Source organism: Streptomyces sp. NPDC005962 (genome assembly GCF_040629205.1).
In the GTDB taxonomy this organism is placed as follows: Bacteria; Actinomycetota; Actinomycetes; order Streptomycetales; family Streptomycetaceae; genus Streptomyces.
In genome coordinates, this window is the sequence record NZ_JBEXVE010000019.1 from 150256 (window position 1) to 174047 (window position 23792).

Annotated in this window: 22 protein-coding genes and 2 tRNA genes; 14 read left to right on the top strand and 10 right to left on the bottom strand. The window is 71.9% G+C overall.

The features are described from left to right. The first annotated feature begins 13 nt into the window (after positions 1–13). Positions 14–772: an AIM24 family protein gene (locus tag ABZ370_RS28250; RefSeq protein WP_358626118.1), complete on the top strand. Its 759-nt coding sequence runs from the start codon at positions 14–16 to the stop codon at positions 770–772. 39 nt (positions 773–811) lie between these two features. Here the strand turns inward: ABZ370_RS28250 and ABZ370_RS28255 are convergent, their stop codons facing one another. Together ABZ370_RS28255 and ABZ370_RS28260 are read right to left on the bottom strand one after the other, a co-directional pair. Then, positions 812–1339 (bottom strand): NUDIX hydrolase, encoded by a 528-nt coding sequence (locus ABZ370_RS28255; protein ID WP_358626120.1) that lies wholly within the window; start codon positions 1337–1339, stop codon positions 812–814. Further along, complete coding sequence (locus ABZ370_RS28260; RefSeq protein ID WP_358626122.1) at positions 1336–2817, bottom strand: zinc-dependent metalloprotease; 1482 nt, start codon at positions 2815–2817, stop codon at positions 1336–1338. The genes ABZ370_RS28255 and ABZ370_RS28260 overlap by 4 nt, the downstream gene beginning before the upstream one ends. 191 nt (positions 2818–3008) lie before the next feature. Here ABZ370_RS28260 and ABZ370_RS28265 point away from each other — a divergent pair, with 191 nt between their 5' ends. The 4 genes from ABZ370_RS28265 (at position 3009) to ABZ370_RS28280 (ending at position 6200) form a co-directional block, all read left to right on the top strand. Next, the gene (locus ABZ370_RS28265) at positions 3009–4115 is read left to right on the top strand and encodes an SDR family oxidoreductase (protein WP_358626124.1); all 1107 of its coding nucleotides are present in this window, start codon (positions 3009–3011) and stop codon (positions 4113–4115) included. A gap of 115 nt (positions 4116–4230) precedes the next feature. Continuing rightward, complete coding sequence (locus ABZ370_RS28270; RefSeq protein WP_358626126.1) at positions 4231–4689, top strand: molybdenum cofactor biosynthesis protein MoaE; 459 nt, start codon at positions 4231–4233, stop codon at positions 4687–4689. 174 nt (positions 4690–4863) lie between these two features. Continuing rightward, a complete protein-coding gene (locus ABZ370_RS28275; protein WP_358626128.1) occupies positions 4864–5043 on the top strand; it encodes a hypothetical protein in 180 nt (59 codons plus the stop codon). A 65-nt stretch (positions 5044–5108) separates the two neighbouring features. Next, positions 5109–6200 carry a PDZ domain-containing protein gene (locus tag ABZ370_RS28280; RefSeq protein ID WP_358626130.1) on the top strand — a complete coding sequence of 364 codons (1092 nt, stop codon included), beginning with the start codon at positions 5109–5111 and terminating at the stop codon, positions 6198–6200. Between the two features lie 99 nt (positions 6201–6299). Here ABZ370_RS28280 and ABZ370_RS28285 read toward each other — a convergent pair whose 3' ends face one another. Next, complete coding sequence (locus tag ABZ370_RS28285; RefSeq protein ID WP_358626132.1) at positions 6300–6866, bottom strand: PPA1309 family protein; 567 nt, start codon at positions 6864–6866, stop codon at positions 6300–6302. Between the two features lie 134 nt (positions 6867–7000). On the opposite strand from ABZ370_RS28285, the gene ABZ370_RS28290 reads away from it, so the two are divergent. From ABZ370_RS28290 to ABZ370_RS28305, 4 genes are all read left to right on the top strand, one after another. Beyond that, complete coding sequence (locus ABZ370_RS28290) at positions 7001–9892, top strand: UPF0182 family protein (RefSeq protein WP_358626170.1); 2892 nt, start codon at positions 7001–7003, stop codon at positions 9890–9892. A gap of 53 nt (positions 9893–9945) precedes the next feature. Continuing rightward, a tRNA-Met gene (locus tag ABZ370_RS28295) sits at positions 9946–10019 on the top strand. 172 nt (positions 10020–10191) lie between these two features. Beyond that, the gene (locus ABZ370_RS28300) at positions 10192–12042 is read left to right on the top strand and encodes a tetratricopeptide repeat protein (protein WP_358626134.1); all 1851 of its coding nucleotides are present in this window, start codon (positions 10192–10194) and stop codon (positions 12040–12042) included. Between the two features lie 152 nt (positions 12043–12194). Continuing rightward, a tRNA-Met gene (locus ABZ370_RS28305) sits at positions 12195–12268 on the top strand. 101 nt (positions 12269–12369) lie between these two features. On the opposite strand, the gene ABZ370_RS28310 is transcribed toward ABZ370_RS28305, so the two are convergent. The 7 genes from ABZ370_RS28310 to ABZ370_RS28340 form a co-directional block, all read right to left on the bottom strand. After that, positions 12370–12783, bottom strand: coding sequence for a Fur family transcriptional regulator (locus tag ABZ370_RS28310; protein WP_358626136.1), 414 nt, complete (start codon positions 12781–12783; stop codon positions 12370–12372). 121 nt (positions 12784–12904) lie between these two features. After that, positions 12905–13297: a CBS domain-containing protein gene (locus tag ABZ370_RS28315; RefSeq protein ID WP_358626172.1), complete on the bottom strand. Its 393-nt coding sequence runs from the start codon at positions 13295–13297 to the stop codon at positions 12905–12907. Between the two features lie 184 nt (positions 13298–13481). Further along, positions 13482–14276 (bottom strand): histidinol-phosphatase, encoded by a 795-nt coding sequence (hisN, locus tag ABZ370_RS28320; RefSeq protein ID WP_358626138.1) that lies wholly within the window; start codon positions 14274–14276, stop codon positions 13482–13484. Positions 14277–14327: 51 nt separating this feature from the next. Continuing rightward, complete coding sequence (locus ABZ370_RS28325) at positions 14328–14651, bottom strand: multidrug efflux SMR transporter (protein WP_358626140.1); 324 nt, start codon at positions 14649–14651, stop codon at positions 14328–14330. Positions 14652–14923: 272 nt separating this feature from the next. Beyond that, entirely contained in the window at positions 14924–15931 is a 1008-nt protein-coding gene (gene rsgA, locus ABZ370_RS28330) for a ribosome small subunit-dependent GTPase A (protein WP_358626142.1), read from the bottom strand. Between the two features lie 13 nt (positions 15932–15944). After that, the gene (aroA, locus tag ABZ370_RS28335; RefSeq protein ID WP_358626144.1) at positions 15945–17321 is read right to left on the bottom strand and encodes a 3-phosphoshikimate 1-carboxyvinyltransferase; all 1377 of its coding nucleotides are present in this window, start codon (positions 17319–17321) and stop codon (positions 15945–15947) included. A 129-nt stretch (positions 17322–17450) separates the two neighbouring features. Beyond that, a complete protein-coding gene (locus tag ABZ370_RS28340) occupies positions 17451–18164 on the bottom strand; it encodes a M50 family metallopeptidase (protein ID WP_358626146.1) in 714 nt (237 codons plus the stop codon). A 48-nt stretch (positions 18165–18212) separates the two neighbouring features. On the opposite strand from ABZ370_RS28340, the gene ABZ370_RS28345 reads away from it, so the two are divergent. The 5 genes from ABZ370_RS28345 (at position 18213) to ABZ370_RS28365 (ending at position 22709) form a co-directional block, all read left to right on the top strand. Further along, on the top strand, positions 18213–19049 hold the full coding sequence (locus tag ABZ370_RS28345) for an SOS response-associated peptidase (protein ID WP_358626148.1): 837 nt from the start codon (positions 18213–18215) through the stop codon (positions 19047–19049). Further along, a complete protein-coding gene (locus ABZ370_RS28350) occupies positions 19049–19774 on the top strand; it encodes an alpha/beta family hydrolase (RefSeq protein ID WP_358626150.1) in 726 nt (241 codons plus the stop codon). Before ABZ370_RS28345 ends, ABZ370_RS28350 begins: the two co-directional genes overlap by 1 nt. Positions 19775–20046: 272 nt before the next feature. Continuing rightward, positions 20047–20739: a sigma-70 family RNA polymerase sigma factor gene (locus ABZ370_RS28355; protein ID WP_358626174.1), complete on the top strand. Its 693-nt coding sequence runs from the start codon at positions 20047–20049 to the stop codon at positions 20737–20739. Next, positions 20736–21149, top strand: a complete 414-nt coding sequence (gene rsrA, locus ABZ370_RS28360; RefSeq protein ID WP_358626152.1) for a mycothiol system anti-sigma-R factor — start codon at positions 20736–20738, stop codon at positions 21147–21149. The genes ABZ370_RS28355 and rsrA overlap by 4 nt, the downstream gene beginning before the upstream one ends. Positions 21150–21320: 171 nt before the next feature. Next, on the top strand, positions 21321–22709 hold the full coding sequence (locus tag ABZ370_RS28365) for an HD-GYP domain-containing protein (protein ID WP_358626154.1): 1389 nt from the start codon (positions 21321–21323) through the stop codon (positions 22707–22709). Positions 22710–23792 lie beyond the last annotated feature (1083 nt).

A 23792-nucleotide genomic window follows, 5' to 3' on the forward strand; every position in this document is an offset into this window, starting at 1 on the left:
GGGAGAAGGACATATGCAGAGCCCGCTTTTCGGCTTCACCGAGGCCCAGACCGAGGAACGTTACGCGCTGCAGAACCGCAAGATGCTGCGGGTCGCGCTCACCGGTCATGAGGACGTGCTCGCCCGTAAGGGCAGCATGGTCGCCTATCAGGGGCTGATCGAGTTCGACGGCGAGTACCAGACCCCCGGACAGGGGCGCGCCCGCGCCCGCACCGGCGAGGGCCTGGACCTGATGCGCTGCTCGGGGCAGGGCACGGTCTACCTCGCCAACCTCGCCCAGCACGTCCATGTGGTGGACGTGGACCACGACGGTCTGACGGTCGACAGTGCGTACGTACTGGCGCTCGACTCCACGCTGCACTACGAGTCGATCGCGGTGGACAGCCAGTTCGGCATCACCGGCTCCGGCAAGTACAACCTCAACATCTCGGGCCGGGGCAAGGTCGCGCTCATGACCTCGGGCAAGCCGCTGATGCTCCAGGTGACCCCGGACAAGTACGTCAACGCCGACGCGGACGCGATCGTCGCGTGGTCCAGCTCGCTGCGCGTCCAGATGCAGGCGCAGACGCATTCCTCAGGAGTGTGGCGGCGGCGCGGCAGCACCGGCGAGGGCTGGGAGCTGAGCTTCCTCGGCCAGGGTTACGCCCTCGTCCAGCCCAGCGAGCTGCTGCCGCCGCAGAACGCGGCGGTCGGCGGCGGCGCGGCCGCCCAGTTCGGCATGGGCCAGCACGGGGCCCGCGGCCAGAACCAGGGCAACATCTTCAGCAACTGACGACGACCGTGGCTACCCCGGTCCGTGCCCGCGCGCTCCTCAGACCAGCACGCGGGTACGGGCCACCAGCCGGTGCACCGACGCGTCGGCCACGTCCGCCACCTCGTCGTACCCGAACCAGCGGAGGTCCAGCGACTCGTCGCTGATGGCCGCCACCGCGTCCGGCGGGGCCACCGCCGCGAACTGCACGTCCAGATGCCAGGCGCACGGCGTGTGATGCCGGTCGAGCCGCACCGGCCCGCCCGGCAGCAGGGTCAGCCCCGCGATGCCCGACTCCTCGGTGGCCTCCCGCAGCGCCGCGTCCGCCAGCGTGGCGTCCCCGGGCTCACAGTGGCCGCCCATCTGGAGCCACATCCGCAGCTTGCGGTGGAGCGTGAGCAGGACGCGCTCCCGCGGCGGGTCGATCACCAGCGCGCTCGCCGTGACATGCCCGTCGCCGCACGCCTTCCACATGCCGTCGGGATACGCGGCCAGATGGTCGCCGTACGCCTGCCGCAGCCGCTCCTGGTCGGCGTCGGGCGCGGGCCACTCCGTGAGCACCCGCGCCGCGTCCGTATGAAGGCTCACTTCTCGCCGTCGCCCCGCTTGTCGTCGCGGTCGTCCTTACGGTTGTCACCGCTGTCCTCGACGCCGTCCGAGCCCTTCGCGCTCTCGTCGGATTCGGCACGGCTCTTACCGCCCGCCGCCTCGCCGAGCATCTTGTCCAGCTCGGAGAAGTCCAGCTGTTCGCGGTGGACGAAGCCGTCCGGGTCGTCGAGGTCGTCGGCAGTCGGCAGCATGTCCGGGTGCTCCCACAGCCCGTCGCGGCCGTCCACACCGCGCGCGTCGGTGAGCGAGGCCCACAGCCGCGAGGCGTCCCGCAGCCGGCGCGGACGCAGCTCCAGGCCGATCAGCGTGGCGAAGGTCTGCTCGGCGGGCCCGCCGCTCGCCCGGCGCCGCCGCAGCGTCTCGCGCAGCGCGTCCGCGGACGGCAGATGGGGCTTGGCGGCGGCGTGCACCACCGCGTCGACCCAGCCCTCGACCAGCGCGAGGGCCGTCTCCAGCCGGGCCAGCGCGGCCTTCTGCTCCGGGGTGTCCTCCGGCTGGAACATGCCCTGCTGCAGCGCTTCCTGCAGCTGCTCGGGGTGGGTCGGGTCGAGCTGGCCGACCGCGTCCTCCAGCTTCGCCGTGTCCACCTTGATGCCCCGGGCGTACCCCTCGACGGCACCGAACAGATGCGAGCGCAGCCACGGCACATGCGAGAACAGCCGCTGATGGGCGGCCTCCCGCAGCGCCAGGTACAGCCGCACCTCGTCCTTGGGAACGCCGAGGCCGGAGCCGAGCGCCGCGATGTTGACCGGCAGGAGCGCCGCCTTGCCCGCCGGGCCCAGCGGGAGCCCGACGTCGGTCGAGCCGACCACCTCACCGGCCAGCACGCCCAGCGCCTGGCCGATCTGGGTGCCGAACATGGCGCCACCCATCGAACGCATCATCCCGAGCAGCGGGCCGGCCATGGCCTGCATCTCCTCGGGCAGGACGTCGCCCATGGCGGCGCCGACCCGCTCGGCCACCGGGTCGACCAGGTCCTTCCACACCGGCAGCGTCGCCTCGACCCACTCGGCGCGGCTCCACGCCACGGCGGCCCCCGAGCCCGAGGGCAGCGACGTGACGCCGTCCAGCCACAGGTCCGCCAGCCGCACGGCCTCCTGGACCGCGGCGCGGTCTGCGGGGCCGACGCTCTCGTCCTTGGTGCCGTCGGCGGTGCCGCGGGCGACGGTCTGCCGCGCGATGTCCTTGGCCATGTCCCAGTTCACCGGGCCGCCCTCGTACGAGAGCATCTGCCCGAGCTGCTGGAAGGCGGCGCCCAGGTCGCCCGGGTTGAGCGAGCCGAACATCGCGGCGAACGGATTGTCCGCGCCGCCCGCGCCCGCCGGGCCGCCCGCCCCGCCGAACCCGAGGGGATTCGCGGGGCCCTGCTCGTCGCCCTGGCCGCCCTTCTTCTTACCGTCGTCGCCGTCCTCCGGCTCCTCCGGCGGAAGACCGAATCCGAATGGGGTGTCACTCACGGGGTTCCTCGGCTCGTTGGGCCACCGGCCACTAACCGGCGGCGGATGCCCGACATCACCACCCAGCCTAGACACCTCGCCGGTTTACGGGCTCAGTGCTTCGCTGATCGCCGCGCTGCGGCAGGATGGGCATTACCTGGTACGTACGTGTGCACGCGCTGCGTACTGAAGACAACCGCTGGAGACGCCCGGTGAGTTCCCCAGACCGAGAAGTTCGCGCTGCGCGAAACGATACGGCCCGTACCGCACGACGACCCGTCGTTGCGGTCACCGGTGCCGCCTCGGGCCCCGGCGCCCTGCTCACGCAGCGGCTCGCGGAGTCCGAAGAGATCAAGCAGGTGGTGGCCCTCGACGAGCGGCGCGGCGAGGTGACCGAGGCGCAGTGGCATGTGCTGGACGTACGCGATCCGGCCATCGCCGAGAAGCTGCGCGGCGCCGACGTCGTCGTGCATCTCGCCGTCGACCTGGACTTGGGCACCGACCCCGCCGCACGCACCGCCTACAACGTGCGCGGCACCCAGACCGTGCTGACCGCGGCCGCGGCCGCCGGAGTGCACCGCGTGGTGCTGTGCACCTCCGCGATGGTCTACGGCGCGCTCCCCGACAACGATGTTCCGCTCGCCGAGGACGCGGAGCTGCGGGCCACCGCCGAGGCCACCGGCGTCGGCGACCTGCTGGAAATCGAGCGGCTGGGGGAGCGCGCGCCCCGGGCGCATCCGGGGCTGAATGTGACCATCGTGCGCCCGGCCGTCCTGGTCGGCGGCACGGACACCGCGCTCACCCGCTACTTCGAGTCGCCCCGGCTGCTGGTGGTCGCGGGTTCCCGCCCCACCTGGCAGTTCTGTCATATGGACGACCTGGTCAGCGCGCTGGAGTACGCCGCGCTGGAGAAGGTCGAGGGGGAGCTGACGGTCGGCTGCGACGGCTGGCTGGAGCAGGAGGAGGTGGAGGAGCTGTCGGGAATCCGGCGTATGGAGCTGCCGTCGGCGGTCGCCCTCGGCGCCGCCTCCCGGCTGCACCGGCTGGGCCTGACCCCGTCCCCGGCCGGGGACCTCGCGTACACGATGCACCCCTGGGCGGTCAGCGGCAGCCGGCTGCACGCGGCGGGCTGGCGGCCCCGGTGGACGAATGAGGAGGTGCTCGCCGAGCTGCTGGAGGAGGTCTCCGGGCGGCATACAGTCGCCGGGCGGCGGCTGGGCCGCAAGGACGCCACCACGCTGGGCGCGGCGGGCGCGACCGTCGCCCTGGTGGGTACGGCCGCGATCGTGCGCCGCGCCCGCAAGGCGCGGCGTCGCTAGGCCCTGATCCACACGACAGGCCCTGGCCAGGGGACGCATCCCCGGACCGTCGCTCGCGGCGCTTCGCGATCCGGCGGTCGGCCACGACGGGACGGTATACGGCACGATGGACGACATGGCACATACGTACGATCACCCCGGTGAGGGCGCGGCAGCCGACCCCATCCGGCTGCTCGCGGTCCGCGAGACCCCGCTGTCGGTGGACGAGGTGTTCGGGGCGGTCGGCGACGCGGCGGCGGGCGGTACGGCGCTCTTCGTGGGCACCGTACGCAACCATGATGGCGGCGCGGACGTGGGCGCGCTGGGCTACTCCGCCCATCCGAGCGCCGAGGCCGAGCTGCGGCGGGTGGCCGAGAAGGTCGCGGCCGACTACCCGGTGCGCGCGCTGGCAGCCGTCCACCGGGTCGGCGATCTGGTGGTGGGCGATCTGGCCGTCGTCGTGGCGGTCTCGTGCCCGCACCGCGCGGAGGCGTTCGCCGCCTGCCGCCGCTTGATCGACGACCTCAAGAGCGAGGTCCCGATCTGGAAGCACCAGACCTTCGCGGACGGCACCGAAGAATGGGTGGGCGTGTAGCGGGCACGCGAAACAGACAGCGTTCGGTGGGGCTGGATAACGGTTAAGCCATGGAGTCCACTCGGAATGGTGTACTCCACTTGCGTAACCCCCACCCTGCCGCGAGCGTTGACCTCGCAGAGGATTAATCTGTTCATCTGTCAGTCGCGGTGCTTAAGGGGTCGGGAGGCCGCTATGGGAGCGCTTCTCTGGTTGCTCATTCCCGTTCTCGCGGCGATAGCCGCCACGCTCTATGCCGGTTGGGTCGCGCGCACCAACCGCAAGAGCATCGGGGATGTCGAGGAATTGGCCGGATACACACGGTTCCGTGAGGCGATGGAGCGCGGGCATTCCAAAACGGACGCGGCCGCCTGACGCCCGGCCCCTCGGACGGACGGCCCCGGGAGTGGACTGACGGACCCGTCCCGTACTGTCGTTCCATGCCACGCCGCACTGCGACGATGCTCGCCTCCCTTCTGATGCTGATCGCGCTGCTGTGCGCCGGTGTGCTCATCCCGGTGCCGTACGCGGAGATGTCACCGGGGCCGACCTACAACACGCTGGGCGAACACAACGGCGAGTGCGTGCTGCAGATCTCCGGTCACAAGGGCTGTGAGACCAGTGGGGGCCATCTCAATATGACGACGGTCCGGGTCACCGGCTCCGAGTACCGGATGAATCTCGTGGAGGCCGTCTACGGCTGGATCTCCCACGACAATGTGGTGGTACCGCACGACACCCTCTACCCGGACGACAAGACTCCGGACGAGGTGAACCAGCAGAACGCCGAGGAATTCAGCCAGTCCCAGGAGAGCGCCAAGGTCGCGGCGCTCAGGGCGCTGCACCGGAAGGTCACCTCCCAGGTGATCGTGGGCGCCGTCGTGAAGGACAGCCCGTCCGAGGGCAGGCTGCACGCGGGCGATGTGATCAAGTCGGTGGACGGCACCGCGGTGCGCGAGCCCGGCGATGTCGCCAAGCTGGTCACCAAGCACAAGCCCGGCGAGAAGGTGGCCTTCTCGGTCATCCCGGCCAAGGCGGCCGCGGCGGCGGAGAAGAGCGGCAAGAAGCCGACCGGGCAGAAGCGGATCGAGATCGCCACCAAGAAGGCCCCGGGCGGCCGGGCCATCGTCGGCATCCAGGCCGGGATCGACTACACCTTCCCGTTCAAGATCGACATCAAGCTGGCCGATGTGGGCGGGCCGAGCGCGGGTCTGATGTTCGCCCTCGGCATCGTGGACCGGGTGTCGAAGGCGGGCGACCTGACCGGCGGGAAGTTCATCGCGGGCACCGGCACCATCGACGACAAGGGCGTCGTGGGCCCGATCGGCGGGATCGAGATGAAGACGATCGGCGCGCGCGAGGCGGGCGCCCGCTTCTTCCTCACCCCGAAGGAGAACTGCGCGGCGGCGGCCAAGGACGTGCCGGACGGTCTGCGGCTGGTGAAGGTGCACACCATCGATGACGCGCTGAAGGCCCTCAAGAAGATCCGCTCGGGAGACACCGCGGGCCTGCCGCGGTGCGCCGCGAGCTGAGCGGTTCCGACGAACACACGTGAGGCGGCCGCCGGACTTCTGGTCCGGCGGCCGCCTCACGTCCGGGGCGCCCCCGGCGTCAGTCAGCGTCAGTCGGTGTCAGTCGGTGGCGAAGGTGGCGGCCAGCGCGTCGGCGAGCCCCGGCACCAGACGGGACCCGGTCAGCACCTCGGTCGTGGCGTCCTTCTCGCGCAGCCGCAGCGCCGACTCGCGCTCGCCGTCCCGCAGCACGGCGACCGTCATCCGGACCTCCTGGCGTTCCGGGTGCTCCGCGACCCAGGACGCCAGCTGGGCATCGTCCAGGTCCTTCGGTACGGAGGACTCGGCGGACGGCGGCAGCATCAGCCGCTCCACGGTCATGGCGCAGCCGATCACGGCGTCGGGCCACGCGATGGTGGCAAGAAATTCGTCGAGTGGGGCCTGTGAGGGCAGCTCGTCCTGTTCGATGGGGGTCAGGGACGCCGCGGGCTCGTCACCGTCCTCGTCGAGCCCGAGCTGGCCGGCCAGCTCGGGCTCCTGGGCGCGCAGCCGAGCGGTGTCGACGAGGGCGAAGAGCCGGGCGGGCTGGTCCCAGCCGAGCCCGGAGGCGTACTCGTCGATTTCCAGGACGGCGCGGGTGAGCGGGTTCCCGGCAAGAGGGCCGGTTCCGGGGGTTGCGTTGGACATGGTTCATATCGTGCCCTGATCGGACCCGGAATCGGGAACTGAGTAAAGCCTGAGTAAGTTGCATCAGGTGGGCCCATCTGTCCGGGCCCGTACAGACAACAGCGAACTTCGAGGTGCGCACCTTGGCTTTCCAGATGCCGGACCGCGGCGGAGGCCCGACGGGACCGCGGATCAGAGTCGGCCGGCCGTCCCGGCGAGTCCGGACCCTGTTCATGACCCTGGGCGTGCTGGCTGTGCTGGCCATGCTCTTCGTCATGTTCGCGGGGTTTTGGACGGATTGGCTCTGGTATCGCTCGCTTCATTACTCTTCGGTCTTCAGTACCACTCTGCGGACCAAGATCGGGCTGTTCTTCGTCTTCGGCCTGCTGATGTCCGCGGCCGTCGGGGTCAACATCTGGCTGGCGCACCGGCTGCGGCCGCCGCTGAGCGCGATGTCGATGGAGCAGCAGAGCCTCGACCGGTACCGGATGGGCATCGCCCCGTTCAAGAAGTGGGTGCTGCTGGCGGTCACCGCGCTGGTCGGGCTGATCGCCGGGGCGTCCGCGGCCGGTCAGTGGCGGCTGTGGCTGCTGTGGATCAACAGCGTGCCGTTCGGCCAGAAGGACGCGGAGTTCCACAAGGACGTTTCCTTCTTCGCCTTCGATCTGCCCTGGTACCGCTTCCTGCTGAGCTTCGGCTTCGCGGCCACGGTGCTCTCCCTGATCGCCGCGGCCCTGGTGCACTACCTCTACGGGGGCCTGCGCGTCACCAGCCCCGGCGCCCGGGCGACCGGCGCGGCCACCGGCCATCTGTCGGTGCTGGTGGGCGTCTTCGTGGCACTCAAGGCGGTCGCGTACTGGCTGGACCGGTACGGCCTGGCGGTGAAGTCGAGCGACTTCAAGGCGACGGGCAACTGGACCGGTCTGCGCTACGTGGACGCCAACGCCTATCTGCCCGCCAAGACGATCCTCTTCTGCATCGCGGTCATCTGCGCGCTGCTGTTCTTCGCGACCCTGTGGCGGCGCACCTGGCAGCTTCCGGTGATCGGCTTCGGGCTGATGGTGCTGTCGGCGATCCTGATCGGCGGGCTCTACCCGGCGATCGTGCAGAAGTTCCAGGTCGAGCCGAACGAGCAGGCCAAGGAGTCGCCGTACATCAAGAAGAACATCGAGGCCACGCGCAAGGCGTACGGCATCGATGACTCCAAGGTGGCGGACTACACCGGCAAGACCGACGACAAGGCCGGCACCGAGCTGCGCCAGACCGCCGACTCGACGGCCAGCTACCGGCTGATCGACCCGAGCGTGGTCTCGCCGACGTTCCAGCAGCTCCAGCAGAAGCGGAAGTACTACCAGTTCCCGTCGACCCTGGACGTCGACCGCTACAAGGACGCCAAGGGCAGGGATCAGGACACCGTCGTCGGCGTGCGCGAGCTGAACCTCGCCGGGGTGCCGAAGCGGAACTGGATCAACGACCACTTCACCTACACCCACGGCTACGGCATGATCGCGGCCAAGGGCACCAGCCCGGACCCCGAGTCGGACCAGCAGGGCGCCCCGGACTTCACCGAGTCCGGGCTGCCCACCAGCGGGAATCCCGGCGGCGGCGGGCTGAACACCTACCGGCAGCAGGTCTACTACGGCGAGAAGACCAACCAGTACTCGATAGTGGGCGGCCCGCAGAAGGAGCTCGACTACGAGGACAACGGGGAGAAGACCACCAGCTACAAGGGCAAGAGCGGGGTCAGTCTCTCCAATCCGGTCAACCGCGCCGCCTACGCGGTGGCGTTCGGTGAGCCGCAGATGCTCTACTCCGGTGCCATCGGCGAGGGTTCGCGCATCCTGTACAACCGCACGCCCAAGGAGCGCGTCGAGAAGGTCGCCCCGTGGCTGACCATCGACGGGGACGCCTACCCGGCGGTGGTCAAGGGCCGCATCAAGTGGGTCGTGGACGCCTACACCACGACCAACGGCTATCCGTACGCGTCGCGCACCACCCTGGGCGACAGCACGGCCGACTCGCTGAGCGGCCGGGACCGGTCGGTGGTCGCCCAGCAGAACAAGGTCAACTACATCCGGAACTCGGTGAAGGCGACCGTCGACGCGTACGACGGCTCCGTCGACCTCTACGAGTGGGACACCAAGGACCCGGTGCTCAAGACCTGGCAGAAGGCCTTCCCGGGCACGATCAAGCCGAAGAGCGCGATCAGTGACCAGCTGAAGGAGCATCTGCGGTACCCGCAGGACCTGTTCAAGGTCCAGCGCGAGCTGCTGACCCGCTACCACGTCACCGACCCGCAGCAGTTCTACAGCGGCAGTGACGCCTGGCAGGTGCCGGACGACCCGACCCGCAAGGACGGCAGCGCGGTCCCGCCGTACTACCTGAGCATGAAGATGCCGGACCAGAAGCAGCAGGCGTTCTCGCTGACGACGACCTTCACCCCCAACGGGCGGCCCACGCTCGGGGCGTTCATGTCCGTCGACGCCGATGCCGAGAGCAAGGACTACGGCACGATAAGAATGCTGAAGGTCACCAATGACGTGCCCGGTCCACAGCAGGTGCAGAGCAAGCTGAACGGCACCCCCGAAGTGGCCGAGTTCGTACGGAACCTCCGGGGCACCGACTCGGACATCGAGTACGGCAACCTGCTGACGGTGCCGTTCAACGGAGGCTTCCTCTATATCGAGCCGGTGTACGCGCGGGGCGGCAACTCCAACTACCCGCTGCTGAAGAAGGTGGGCGTCTCCTACAACGGCAACGAACCCGCCTTCAAGAACAGCCTGCCCGAGGCGCTGGACGCGGTCTTCGGCGAGGACCCGTCCGACGGGCAGCAGCCGCCGGACGACAGCCCCGGGAAGCCGAGCGCCGACCCCACGGTGCAGGAGGCGCTGAAGGACGCCGGGGAGGCCTGGGAGGACAGCCAGAAGGCGCTGGAGCAGAAGCCGCAGGACTGGGAGGCGTACGGCAGGGCCCAGGAGGACCTGAAGGACGCGCTGGACAAGGCCGCCAAGGCGGAGCAGAAGGCCGCGGGGAAGAAGGGCAGCTGACCGCCCGCGACCAGGGGAAACCCCGCGCCGTGGTAGAGTTGTGAACACAACGGCGCGGGGTGGAGCAGCTCGGTAGCTCGCTGGGCTCATAACCCAGAGGTCGCAGGTTCAAATCCTGTCCCCGCTACTGATACAGACGAGGCCCGGATCTTCAATGATCCGGGCCTTGTTGTGTGTCTACTCAACGATTCGAGATACAAGCGTTTGGGTTGTCTCTCTGTGGGCAAGTCGACAAAACGCTGAAGTGACCTCTCTGGCTGCGGTATACCAGGTGTACGGCGGATGCGGGTGATGTCACGATGGAATTTATGGGGGACAGGGTCAGTCTGTTGGAGACAGGGCGTTTTGCGCACACGCATGACGATGCCGAAGAGGAGACACGGCACCGCCGGGCGGCCGAGTCCGGCGATACGGGTTCGATGAGCGCACTCGGCGCGCTGCTGCTGCGCCGCGGCGATCTCGACGGCGCCGAGCCGTATCTGCGGGGGGCCACGGCCGCGGGCGACCGCGCCGCCGCCAACAACCTCGGCGTCCTCCTCCACCAGCGCGGTTACGCCGACGAGGCGGCCGGCTGGTGGCGCATCGCCGCCGTCGCGGGGTCCGCCGCGGCCGCGCACGCCCTCGGCCGTCATCACCGCGAGCGCGGCGACGAACCGGCCGCCGAGTACTGGCTGCGCCAGTCCGCCGAATCCGGCCACACCCTGGGCGCGTACGCCCTCGCCGATCTGCTGGAGCACCGCACCGACATCGGTGCCGAGCGCTGGTTCCGCACGGCCGCCGAGCGTGGCCACCGCGAGGCCGCGTACCGCCTCGCCCGCCTCCTCGACCACACCGACCACAGCGACGACGAGACCGGCGGGGAGCGCGCCGGGGGGCGTGGCCGGGCCGCCGAGGACGCGGAGCCGGAGGAGGCCGAGCAGTGGTACCGGCAGGCCGCCGCGCGCGGCCACCGGCGCGCCGCGCTCCGTCTCGGCACGCTGCTGGAGAAGCGCGGCGAGACCCAGGAGGCGGGCCGCTGGTACCTGACGTCCGCCAAGGACGGCGAGCCGCGCGCCGCCTGCGCGCTCGCCTTCCTGCTGCGCGACGCGGGGGACACCGACAGCGCCGCCGTCTGGTGGCACCGCGCCGCCCAGGGCGGCGACGGCAACGCGGCCAACGCCCTGGGCGCGCTGCACGCCGACCGCGGCGAGACCCAGACCGCCGAGCGCTGGTACCGGGCCGCCCTGGACGCCGGGGACATCAACGGCGCGTACAACCTCGGCCTGCTCTGCGCCGAGCAGGGCCGTACCACCCAGGCCGAGCAGTGGTACCGCCGCGCCGCCTACGCCGGGCACCGCGAGGCCGCCAACGCGGTCGCCGTCCTGCTGCTCCAGCGCGGCGACGCGGCGGGCGCCGAGCCGTGGTTCTCCAAGGCGGCCGAGGCGGGCAGCGTGGACGCCGCGTTCAACCTGGGCATCCTGCACGCGGGCCGGGACGAGGAGCGGGCCGCCCGGCAGTGGTACGAGCGGGCCGCGGCCGCCGGGCACACCGAGGCCGCCCTCCAGGTCGGCATCGCCCTGCTGCGGGAGGGCGACCACCAGGCGGCCGAGCGCCATCTGCGCTGCGCGGCGGGCGGCGGCAGCGCCGAGGCCGCCTTCCGGCTGGCGGCGCTGCTGGACCGCTCGTCGGTCGGCGGCGACCCCACGGCGACCGGCACCGGCTTCGCCGCCGGTTCCGGGACGCGGTTCCCGGTCCCGCCCGAGGACGGGCATGTGCCGGAGTACGAGGAGTGGTACGAGCGGGCCGCCCGCCAGGGCCACCGGCGCGCCCAGGTGCGCGTCGGCATGCTCGCGGCCACCCGGGGCGAGGTGGTCGAGGCGGCCGGCTGGTACCGGATGGCCGCCGAGGCGGGCAGCAGCAACGGCGCGTTCAACCTGGGGCTGCTGCTGGCCCGCGAGGGCAGCGAGCCGGAGGCGGCCCTGTGGTGGACGCGCGCGGCCGGGGCCGGGCACGGCCGCGCCGCGCTGCGCCTGGCGCTGCTGGCGGCCCGCCGCGGCGCGCTGACCGAGGGGCAGCGGTGGTGCGCCCGTGCGGTCGAGCTGGGCCCGGCGGAGGTCGCCGAGCGGGCGGCCCGGCTGCGGGACGCGCTGCAGCAGGAACTGACCGCGTAGCCCCACCGCGCGCGGCCCCGGCGGGGCCCCGCGCGGACTCCGCCGGGGCTGTCGGGGGCCTTCGCGGGGTCTTCGTAGGGCCGTCGCGGGTGACGTCCGGGTAACCGGTTTGCTTCCGGCGTTGGCCTCGGGTTAATGTTTCACCACACCGACGCGGGGTGGAGCAGCTCGGTAGCTCGCTGGGCTCATAACCCAGAGGTCGCAGGTTCAAATCCTGTCCCCGCTACGAGAACGAAGGGCCCGGATCTTCAAAGATCCGGGCCCTTCGTCATGTGTGCGCTCGCAGTCCCGGGCGGGGCGCCGGATGGCGCCGCGTCCGGGGCGCGGTCAGGCCGCGCAGTCGGGGCAGATGCCCCGGTAGGTCACCTCGGCCGTGGAGACCGCGAAGCCGAAGCGTTCCCGCGCGGGCAGATCGGCCAGCGGGTCGCCGACGGGGTGGACGTCGCGGATCGTCCCGCAGCGCGCGCACACCAGGTGCTGGTGCGCGTGGTGCGCGTTCGGGTCGTAACGCTTCGCCCTGCCGTCCGTGCTGACCTCGATCACCTCGCCGAGCGAGACCAGCTCGCCGAGGGTGTTGTACACCGTCGCGCGGGAGATCTCGGGCAGACGGCCGGCCGCCCGCGCGTGTACCTCGTCGGCGGTGTAGTGCACGTGGTCCCCGTCGAGGACCTCGGCGACGACACGCCGCTGCGCGGTCAGCCGCCAGCCGCGTCCCCGGAGTCGTTTCAGCAGGTCACTCATGCCATTCACCTATCAGTCAGATAAGGAAAGGGTAGCAGTGGCCGCGTCCATGACCGGATCAGGTATTGGTCTCAATGCCCTCTTTGTTTAGACGATGTCCAAGGTGGGGGCGTGGGGCGGGTCAGGCCGGTACGGGCTGCGGGGCCGGGGCCCAGCAGCGGATGATGTCGCGCACCGACACCACGCCGACCGGGTCGCCCGCCTCCAGGACGATGAGGTGGCGGAAGCCGCCCTGGCTCATCGCGCGGGCGGCCTCCGCCAGGCTCCACCCGGGGGCGGCGAAGACGGCGTCGGCCGTGGTGTGGGCGTGTGCGGTCTCCTGGTCCGGGTCCTGGCCCGCTCCGATGGAGTTGAGGATGTCCCGCTCGGTGAGGATGCCGGGCCCGCTGGTGTCGGGGTCGAGCACGATGGCCGACCCGACCCGGCGGGCGGACATCAGCCGGGCGGCCTGGCGGAGCGTATGCGCGGGGCCGATGGTGAGGATCACTGAGCTCATGGCGTCGCGGACGTACATGGGCATGGATGGGTCCACCTCCTTGGCGGAATCCGTACATCGCAGCCGCGGATCGCGTTCGAGAACGGATTCACAAGTTCACAAGGTTCTGGATTCTCATGTTCACATGCTCCGGTGGACACAACAAGGGCGCGCGGAAGCCGAGCTACCGCTTAGCGCGCGCCCATACGCTCCGCGTGCGACGTTACGAGCCGAGGTAATCCAGTACCGCGCCGTGCAGCAGCCCGTTGGACGCCGCCGCGTTGCCGCTGTTCGGGCCCGGTACGCCGTCGAGCCCGGTGAAGCGGCCGCCCGCCTCCTGGACGATCACCGCGTTCGCCGCCATGTCCCACAGCGACAGCTCCGGCTCGGCGCACAGGTCCACCGACCCCTCGGCGACCATCATGTACGGCCAGAAGTCGCCGTAGCCGCGGGTGCGCCAGCAGGCGCGGGTCAGGTCGAGGAAGTCGTTCAGCTTGCCGCGCTCCTCCCAGCCGCTGAGCGAGGAGTACGCGAACGACGCGTCACCCAGGTCGGCCACCTTCGAGACGTGCAGCCGGCTCGCCGACGACAGGCTCCGGCCGGTGTAGGCCCCGAGCCCCTCGGCGGCCCACCAGCGGCGGCCCAGCGCCGGTGCGGAGACCACGCCGACCACGGGCCGGTCGCCGCCCGCGCCGCGCTCCATGAGCGCGATCAGGGTGGCCCAGACCGGAACCCCGCGCACATAGTTCTTGGTGCCGTCGATCGGGTCGACCACCCAGCGGCGCGGGCCTGTGCCCTGGCTGCCGAACTCCTCGCCGAGGAACGCGTCCCGCGGGCGGGCGCGCTGGAGCTGGGAGCGGATCAGCTCCTCGGCCGCCTTGTCGGCCTCGCTCACCGGCGTCATGTCGGGTTTCGTCTCGACCTTGAGATCGAGCGCCTTGAACCGCTCCATGGTCGTGGCGTCGGCGGCGTCGGCCAGTACATGGGCGAATCGCAGGTCATCGTGGTAGTCGGCCATGGCCGAACAGTATCGATCCGCACCAGGGCGATCCACAGGAGGCTCTTTCGGCTAGTGCCCCGAGCCGGAGAGCTGGAGGCCCACCACGCCGATGACCACCAGCGTGATGGAGACGACCTTCAGTACGGAGACCAGGTCGTTGAGGAAGACCATCCCGTAGATCGCCGTCCCGGCCGCTCCGATGCCCGTCCACACCGCGTACGCGGGCCCCACGTCGAGCTTCTTCAGGGACAGCGTCAGTAGCCCGAAGCTGCCGAGCGCGAACGCGCAGAACGCGACCGTCGGCCAGAGCCTGGTGAAGCCGTGCGAGAGCTTGAGGCAGACGGCGAAGCCCGTTTCCAGAATCCCGGCGACCACGACCAGCAGCCACGCCATCGAATCTCCTTCACGCGTTGACGCGGAGCGCTGTCGACCCGCTACGCTTTGTGTTGCGCCGTTGGGTGCCGGTCAGGGCTTGGCCGTCGTGAGGTCGCCATGGCGGCCGAGCGAGAAGCCCCCTCCTGCGGGAGGGGGAGGAGTCACACAGATGTCCTCCCGTAAGGGTTCAGGGCTGCTGTCTCGCCCGCCTGGGTTCTGGCCAGGGGCGCCGGATGTGATTATCCATTTACTCCGGCGGTGGGCGACAAACACCGCGTCGGCGGGGCGGGTCAGTCGCCCTCCCGGCGTTCGCGGGTGGCCAGCAGCCTCCGCAGGGAGTACAGCCGGGCCGGGTCCGCGTGGCCGTCGGTCACCCACTGGTCCAGGGCGCAGTCCGGCTCGTCGTGGCTGCAGGCGCGCGGGCACTCGTCGGTGCCCGGCTGCAGATCGGGGAAGGCGTGGATGACCCGGGTGGGGTCCACATGGTGCAGTCCGAAGGACCGTACGCCCGGGGTGTCGACTACCCACCCCTTGTCGTCCGGAAGGGGCAGCGCGAGCGCCGAGGTGGTGGTGTGGCGGCCGCGGCCGGTGACCGCGTTCACCCGTCCGGTGGCCCGTTTGCGCTCCGGCACCAGCGCGTTGACCAGGGTGGTCTTGCCGACGCCGGAGTGGCCGACGAAGACCGTCATCCGGTCCGCCAGCCGCTCCCGCACCCGCTCCGCGGCCTTGCCCCCGGCCAGCTCGTCGCGGTTGGTGACGACATACGGCACGCCGAGCGTCCGGTAGGTCTCCAGGAGGCCGTCGGCGGACGCCAGATCGGACTTGGTGAGGACGAGGAGCGGTTCGAGCCCGGCGTCGAACGCGGCCACCAGACACCGGTCGATCAGCCGCGGCCGCGGCTCGGGGTCGGCCAGGGCGGTGACGATGGCCAGCTGCTGGGCGTTGGCGACGACCACCCGCTCGAACGGGTCGTCGTCATCGGCGGTGCGGCGCAGCACCGAGGACCGCTCCTCGACGCGCACCACGCGCGCGAGGGTGTCCTTGGCGCCGGACAGGTCGCCGACGACCGCGACCCGGTCGCCGACCACGACGCCCTTGCGGCCGAGTTCGCGGGCCTTCATCGCGATGATCGTGCGGTCCCCGATGAGGACATGGAGCCGCCCGCGGTCGACGGTCAGGACCATGCCCTCGGAGGCGTCCTCGTGTTTGGGGCGGATATGGGTACGCGGACGATTGCCCTTGCGGTTCGGGCGGACCCGTACGTCGTCCTCGTCGGTGTGCTTGCCGTAGCGGCGCATGGCGGAGACGTCCTCAGACTCTCCGCGCGGCGGCTGTTGTCGCGTCGAGCATTCCGGTCCACAGGCCGGGGAAGTCGGGCAGGGTCTTGGCGGTGGTCGCCACGTTCTCGATCTGGACGCCCTCCACGGTCAGGCCCAGGACGGCGGCGGCGGTGGCCAGCCGGTGGTCCTCGTAGGTGTGGAAGATCCCGCCGTGCAGCGGGCGGGGGCGGATGTGCAGCCCGTCCTCGGTCTCCGCGACCTCGCCGCCGAGTTCGTTGATCTCCTTGGCGAGGGCGGCCAGCCGGTCGGTCTCGTGGAGCCGCAGATGGGCGATGCCGCGCAGCACGGACTCGGAGTCGGCCAGCGCCGCGACCGCCGCGATCACCGGGCTCAGCTCGCCGACCTCGTGCAGATCGGCGTCGATGCCGGTGATCCGGCCGGTGCCGGTGAAGGTCAGCCCGGCGTCGGTCAGCTCGCAGGAACCGCCCATGTCGGTGAAGATCCGGCACAGCGCGTCACCGGGCTGGGTGGTGTGCTCCGGCCAGTCCGGGATGGTCACCCGGCCGCCGGTGACCAGGGCGGCGGCCAGGAACGGCGCCGCGTTGGACAGATCGGGCTCGACGACCAGGTCCCGGCCGAGCAGCGCGCTCGGCGCGACCCGCCAGACGCCCTGCTCGCCGCCCGCCTCCGGGGTGTCGACCCGGGCGCCCGCCGCGCGCAGCATGTCGACGGTCATCCGGATGTGCGGCAGGGAGGGCAGCGCGGCGCCGATGTGGCGCACCTCGACGCCCTGGTTGAAGCGCGGCGCGGAGAGCAGCAGCGCGCTGACGAACTGGGACGACGCGGAGGCGTCGATGCGGACCGGGCCGCCGTCCAGCGCCCCGCCGCCGTGCACGGTCATCGGCAGCGCGCCGCGGCCGTCGTCGTCGATGCGGGCGCCGAGCACGCGCAGGGCGTCGATCACGCCGTGCAGCGGGCGCTCGTACGAGCGCGGGTCGCCGTCGAAGCGGACCGGGCCGTCGGCGAGGGAGGCGACCGGCGGCAGGAAGCGCATCACGGTGCCCGCGTTGCCGACGTCGATGGTGGCCGGGCCGTGCAGTCCGGCGGGGATGACCCGCCATGCCCCGCCGCCGCCGGAGGAGCCGCCCGCGCCGAAGGCGCCGTCGGAGACCGTCTCCTCGATGCCGACGCCCATCGCGCGCAGCGCGTCGGCCATCAGCAGGGTGTCACGGGAGCGCAGCGGCCGGCGCAGCCAGCCGGGCTCGGCGGCGAGCGCGGCCAGGATCAGACCGCGGTTGGTGACGGACTTCGATCCGGGCACGGTGACGGTCGCGTCGACCGCCCCGTCGGCGGTCGGGGCGGGCCAGAGGGCGGTGTGATCGCCCGGGGAAGTCTCAATGCCGGTCATGGGTCTCACTTTAGTGGCTCACCGAGAGTGCGAATCTTGATCAAAAGTGGCGAAACCCTGTCGAAACACAGCGCTGGTACAGGCTGCGGAGGGGTACGCCGGGAGCTTGTGCGGCTCACTCGCGCGGGCTCAGAGCCGCAGCAGCTGACTGCCGCCGCCGATCAGCGAGCACAGCGAGACGACGTGGAAGAGCAGCAGCCACGCCACGGCCGGCACACTGGTGAGCCGGGCCAGCTGATCGGGGTCGGAGTCGTAGGCGCCGCCGGACCGCCGCTTGCGCTGGAGTTCGAAGGCCGGCCGGACGCCGCCCAGCAGCAGGAACCACACCACGCCGTAGGCGAACGCGGCCTGTATGTCCGGCCCGGTCAGCCAGGAGACGAGGAAGAAGGCGGCCCCGGCGGTGACGACCGTGAGCACGCCGTACGCGTTACGGATCATCACCAGCATCACGGCGAGCAGTCCCGTCGTGCCCCACAGCAGCGCGGTGATGTGGTTGGCGGCCAGCAGCAGGGCGCCCAGCAGCCCGATCAGAGAAGGCGCGGTGTAGCCGGCGGCCGCCGTGAGGACCATGCCGATGCCGGTGGGCTTGCCGCGCGAGACGGTAAGCCCCGAGGTGTCCGAGTGCAGCCGTATGCCGTCCAGGCGCCGCCCGCTGAGCAGCGCGACCAGTCCGTGGCCGCCCTCGTGGGCGATGGTGATCGCGTTGCGGGATATGCGCCAGGAGGTGCGGAAGACGACGACGGCGAGGGCGATGAGCCCGGTGGAGGCGACCAGCCACAGTGTGGGGTCGGGCTGGGCGCCCACGACCCGGTCCCACAGATCGGCGGCGTTCGTTGCGTCCATGTGCGGGCGGCTCCTCGCGTCGGTTGGCGTCGTGGCAGTGTGGCACCTATGTGCGGTCGATACGCAGCGAGCCGGAGACCCGAGGATCTGGTCGGGGTCTTCGGGGTGGAGAAGTGGGAGCCGGAGGAGACTTTGGCGCCCGACTGGAACGTCGCGCCCACCAAGGACGTGTACGCGGTGCTCGAACGCCCGCTGAAGGGTCCCGAGGCCGAGGCCGCCGGGCCGGGGCCGGTCCGCCAGCTGCGGACGCTGAAGTGGGGCCTGGTGCCGTCCTGGTCGAAGTCCCCCGAGGGCGGGGCGAAGATGATCAACGCCCGGGCCGAGACCGTGCACGAGAAGCCCTCCTACCGGCGCCCCTTCGCCTCGCGCCGCTGCATCCTGCCCGCCGACGGCTACTACGAGTGGGTCACCGGGTCGGGGGAGCGGCAGCTGGAGGAGAAGGGGAAGCGCAAACGGCCGCGCAAGCAGCCCTACTTCGTGACCCCGGTCGACGGTTCGGTCATGGCGATGGCCGGGCTGTACGAGTTCTGGCGGGACCGCACCCTGCCGGACGAGCACCCGCGCGCCTGGTGGGTGACCTGCACGGTGATCACCACCGAGGCGGAGGCGGAGCCGTTCGCGGACGTCGGCGCCGGGGGCGAGGAGGGTCCGCGTTCGCTGGCCGACATCCATCCGCGGATGCCGCTCGTCCTCACCGAGGACCGCTGGGACGCGTGGCTGAATCCGGCCCGTACCGACGCCGAGGAGCTGCGCCCGCTGCTGGAACCGCCGCCCGCGGGGCTGCTGCGCGCGTACCCCGTCGCGACCGGGGTGAGTGACGTCCGCAACAACGGCCCGGAGCTGCTGACCGAGCTGGAGGGCCCGGAAGAGGGCACGCTGTTCTGATGACGCGCACCACAGGGACCACAGGGAACACAGAGACCGCAGGGACCACTGGGACGGCGCCCGCAGCCGAGACCGTGCCGACCCCGGCCGGTGACGCCCGTATCACCTGGCACCACGCCTCCGGCGCGCACACCGTGCTGGCCGTCTCGCACGGCGCGGGCGGCGGCATCGAGGCGCGCGATCTGCGGGCGCTGGCCGCCGCGCTGCCGTCGCGCGGGGTGAGCGTCGCGCTCGTCGAACAGCCGTGGCGGGTGGCGGGGAAGAAGGTCGCGCCCGCCCCCAGGACCCTCGACACCGGCTGGCGCGCGCTGTGGCCCGCGCTGGAGCGGCCCGGTCTGCCGGTCGTCGCGGGCGGCCGCAGCGCGGGGGCGCGGGTGGCCTGCCGTACGGGGGCCGAGCTGGGCGCCCGTGCCGTACTGGCGCTGTCCTTCCCGCTGCACCCGCCGGGCAAGCCGGAGAAGTCCCGCGCCGAGGAGCTGCTGTCCACGGGATTGCCTACGCTGGTTCTACAAGGCGGCCGGGACGCCTTCGGGCGCTCCGGGGAGTTCCCGGCGCTGCCGGAGGGCACCGAACTGGTCGAGGTGCCGCACGGCGACCACGGCTTCGCCGTGCCGAAGTCGGCGGACATCACGGAGCCGGAAGCCCTTGCCGTGATCACCGACGCCGTCGGGGAATGGCTGGAGCGCCTTCCGCACCTTCCTCGCCTTCCGCGCCTCCCGGGCTGATCGCTGTGCGGGAGATCACGGGAATGCGGGATGGGGTGCTGGTGTTGTAGGGGTCGTAGGTACCGACCGCGTAAGAGGCACCAGCACGAGGAGAGGGAGTTCCCCGCATGGGTTCGCTTGCTTGCCCGGCCCGCCCGCACGCCACTGACCTGGACTGGCGTCAGCTGGAAGCGGAGCAGACCGCGAAGATCGAGGCGGCGGGTGGACCGGATCGTCGTCTATTCTCCGATTCGAGCGGGTCCGCATCGGGTACCGCCGCGAAAACGGAGGAGGTGGGTCAGGTCACTGGGACCGACGCAGAGACCGACGGTGTCATCGAGGGAGAGCCGGCCGAGCAGCGGCAGGAGACGTCCGCGGAGCGCAACGCGCGCTTCGAGCGGGACGCCCTGACGTTCCTCGACCAGATGTACTCTGCCGCGCTGCGCATGACCCGTAACCCGGCCGACGCAGAGGACCTCGTGCAGGAGATGTACGCGAAGGCGTACGGGTCCTTCCACCAATTCCGCGAGGGCACCAACCTCAAGGCGTGGCTGTACCGCATCCTCACCAATACCTTCATCAACTCGTACCGCAAGAAGCAGCGCGAACCCCAGCGCAGTGCGGCCGAGGAGATCGAGGACTGGCAGCTCGCGCGCGCCGAGTCGCATATGTCGACCGGTCTGCGGTCCGCCGAGTCCCAGGCCCTGGATCACCTCCCGGATTCGGATGTCAAGGAGGCCCTTCAGGCCATTCCCGAGGAGTTCCGGATCGCGGTCTACCTCGCGGATGTCGAGGGGTTTGCCTACAAGGAGATCGCCGACATCATGGGGACACCCATCGGTACGGTGATGTCCCGTCTGCACCGTGGGCGCCGCCAGCTGCGCGAAATGCTGGAGGACTACGCCCGTGGGCGCGGGCTCGTCCCGGCGGGCGCGTCCGGTGCGGCGGCGGACGAGTCGCACGATCGGAAAGGCGCGGACTCATGAGCTGCGGAGAGCCGCACGAGACGGACTGCTCCGAGGTCCTCGACCATCTCTACGAGTTCCTCGATCGCGAGATGCCCGACGGGGACTGCGCCAAGTTCGAGGTGCACTTCGACGAGTGCTCCCCCTGCCTGGAGAAGTACGGCCTGGAGCAGGCCGTGAAGAAGCTGGTCAAGCGGTGCTGCGGGCATGACGACGTGCCCACCGACCTCCGTTCGAAGGTCATGGGCCGCATCGAGCTGATCCGCTCCGGGCACGCGGTGCCCGAGCGTGAACTCACCGCGGAGGCGGCGGACGCCTGTGCGGACACTGCCGCGGGCTCCGGTGCGAACACCGGTGGTGCGAACACCGGCGCGGACACCGCCGAGGCGCGCCCGGCCGGGGCGAACACGCCCACCGCCGCCCAGGAGTGATCTGACCCGCGGACCGCGGTCGGCGTTTGCCGAAGGTCCGATCATCACCCGAAGGGGTGCAATCGGGCGGTCCAGCCGGTCCCGCCCGCCGCATGCGGCCCTATTCTCCCCAATCTGACCCACCCCCTGACGGGGTGGCGACCCGGATGCGGATGGGGAGGAGGGCGGTCGTTGCGTGCACTTCCTCTCGGCGCGCGCGCCTATGTACTGAGCGCCGTGCTCACCGGGGCACTCTGCGCCGCCCCGGTGCTGCGTCCCCAGGCGGCCGTCCCGTGGGCCACGGTGATCCTGCTCGCCGCGGTGTACGCGGTGGGGTCGCGCACGGTGCGGGCCCCGTCCCCCGAATGGTGCGGCCCTGTCCTTCTGACCGGGGCTTTTCTGCTGCCGCCCGCCGCCGCGGCGCTCGTCGCGGTGCCCGGCGCGCTGCTGGGCCGGGTCGAGCGGCACCCCGCGCCGGTACGGCGCGCCTGGCGCGCCGCGCAGCTCTCACTGGCCGTCTGGGCCGCCGCGTACGTCTTCCGGGCCCTCGGGGGCCCGTACGCCCTGCGCGCCGCCGAGAACCCCGGTGTGCCCGGTTTTCCGCGGGCCCTGGCCGCCGCGCCGGTGGCCGCGCTCGTGCTGGGCCTGGTCACCGCCGTCCTGGAGGGCGGGGTGCTGGTCCTCGCCGAGCGCCGTTCGGCCCGTGCCGCCTGGCGCGGACGGCATCTGAGCGCGCTGGCGCCCCAGCTGGTCCACGGGCCCGCCGGGCTCGCCATGGCGGTGCTGTGGCGCAGCCCGTACGGACCGGGGGCGGCCCTGCTGGTGCTGCTGCCGATGTACGTCTGCGCCTGCGTCTTCGCGCTCTGCCACCGCGAGCGCGCCGCCCACCAGGCCACCATCCGCGCCCTCGTCCAGGCCGTCGACATCAAGGACCGCTACACCCGGGGCCACAGTGAGCGCGTCGGCCGCGCCTCCGTGCTGATCGCCCGCGAGCTGGGCATGAACGGCGACCGGCTGGAGGCCCTGCGCATCGCGGGCATCCTGCACGACGTGGGCAAGCTCGGCGTCCCCACCCGGCTGCTGCGCAAGAACGGTCCGCTGACCCCCGAGGAGCGCCGCGTCATCGAGCTGCACCCCGAATACGGCCACGAGATGGTCCGCGGCATCCGCTTCCTGGGCGAGGCGCGGACGGCCATCCTCCACCACCACGAACGGCTGGACGGCAGCGGTTACCCGTACGGGCTGGCCGGTGCGCAGATCCCGGAGTTCGCGCGGGTGGTGGCGGTCGCGGACGCGTTCGACGCGATGACCTCGACGCGTACGTACAGCAGGGCGCGCCCGGTGGATACGGCGGTCGCGGAGCTGAAGCGGTGCGCGGGCACGCAGTTCGACCCGCGCATGGTGCGGGCCCTGGCCCGCGCGCTGGACCGGCACGGCTGGCACGCCGCGGTCACCGCGGACGCCCGTGCCGAGGCCCCTGACGAGCGCGGAAACGTCCCGCCGCCCGCCCCCCTCGTACGCGCCGCGGCAGCCGACGGCCCCCAGTCCCCGCCCCCCACCCACCCCGGCGGCACCCCGTGACCCCCACCGCACCCGCCGATGGGCTGCCCGGCGGAAGCGTCCGCCGCGTGGAGAGCCACGCCCCGCCCGCGGCGCCGTTCCCACATCCCGGACGACGCCCGCTTCGGCGGACTCGGCGCTGCCTCACGCCCCCCGCCGAGCCCCCCGACCCGCCCGGCCAGGCCCGGAACCGCAGCCCCGCCCCTCGCCCGCACCCCGGCGCCCTGTCCGGCTCCGCGCCGGGTACCGGCCGGGCGGGGAGCGTGGCAGAGCCGCACCCGCCCGGCCCGGAGGCTGGTCTCAGCCCGCTGCCCGGTTTCGGCTTGGGGTTGGAGTGTCCCGGCCCGGATGGCCAGGGCCGGGGCCGTCGGTCCGCCCTGCGCCTGCACCTCGGCGGCCTGTCCGGCTCCGCGCCGGGTACCGGCCGGGCGGCCAGCGCGGCAGGGCCGCAACCGCCCGGTCCGGTCGCCGGTCCCGGTTCCGGCCCGGGGGCCGATCCCGGCTTGGGGTCCGGTCCTAGTCCTGGTCCGGGGTCCGGTTCTGGCTCGGGGTTCGGTCTCGGGCCGGGGCCCGGTCTTGGCCCGGGGTTCGGTTCCGGCTTGGGGTCCGGTCTCGGCCCGGAGGCCGGTCCTGGCCCGGTGCTGTGTGCCGAGGGGGCGTGTCCGGTCGGCGGCTTCGGGCCCTCCTTGGAGCGGGGCGGCGCCGCTGCCCTGTCGCTCATCCCGGGGGGCTCGCGCTTGGGTGGATGCGGGGGTGGGTCATGACGGGGGCCCGGCGGCCCGGTGGGCAGGGGCCGGAGGGGCGGGGTGTTCGGCCCGCCCGGCGCTCGCTGCCCGGGGGGCCGTCCGGGGCCCGCCGGGCGCGGGACGGAGGCGAGTCCGGACCGCCGCTCGGTGGCCCCGGCTCCGCCGGGGGGCGCGAAGGCGGCGGCCCGGGCGGTACGGAGTCCGGTGGCCGCCCGGCGCCGCACGGGCCCGACCTGGAGCGGGACCGGAGTGCGGCGGCGTGGGCCGCTACGGGGCCGGGCGGGGGGGCGGGGGGGGGCCGGGGGGGCCCCCCCCCGGGGGGGGGGGGGGGGGCGCGGGGGGGGGGCGCCCCCGCGCG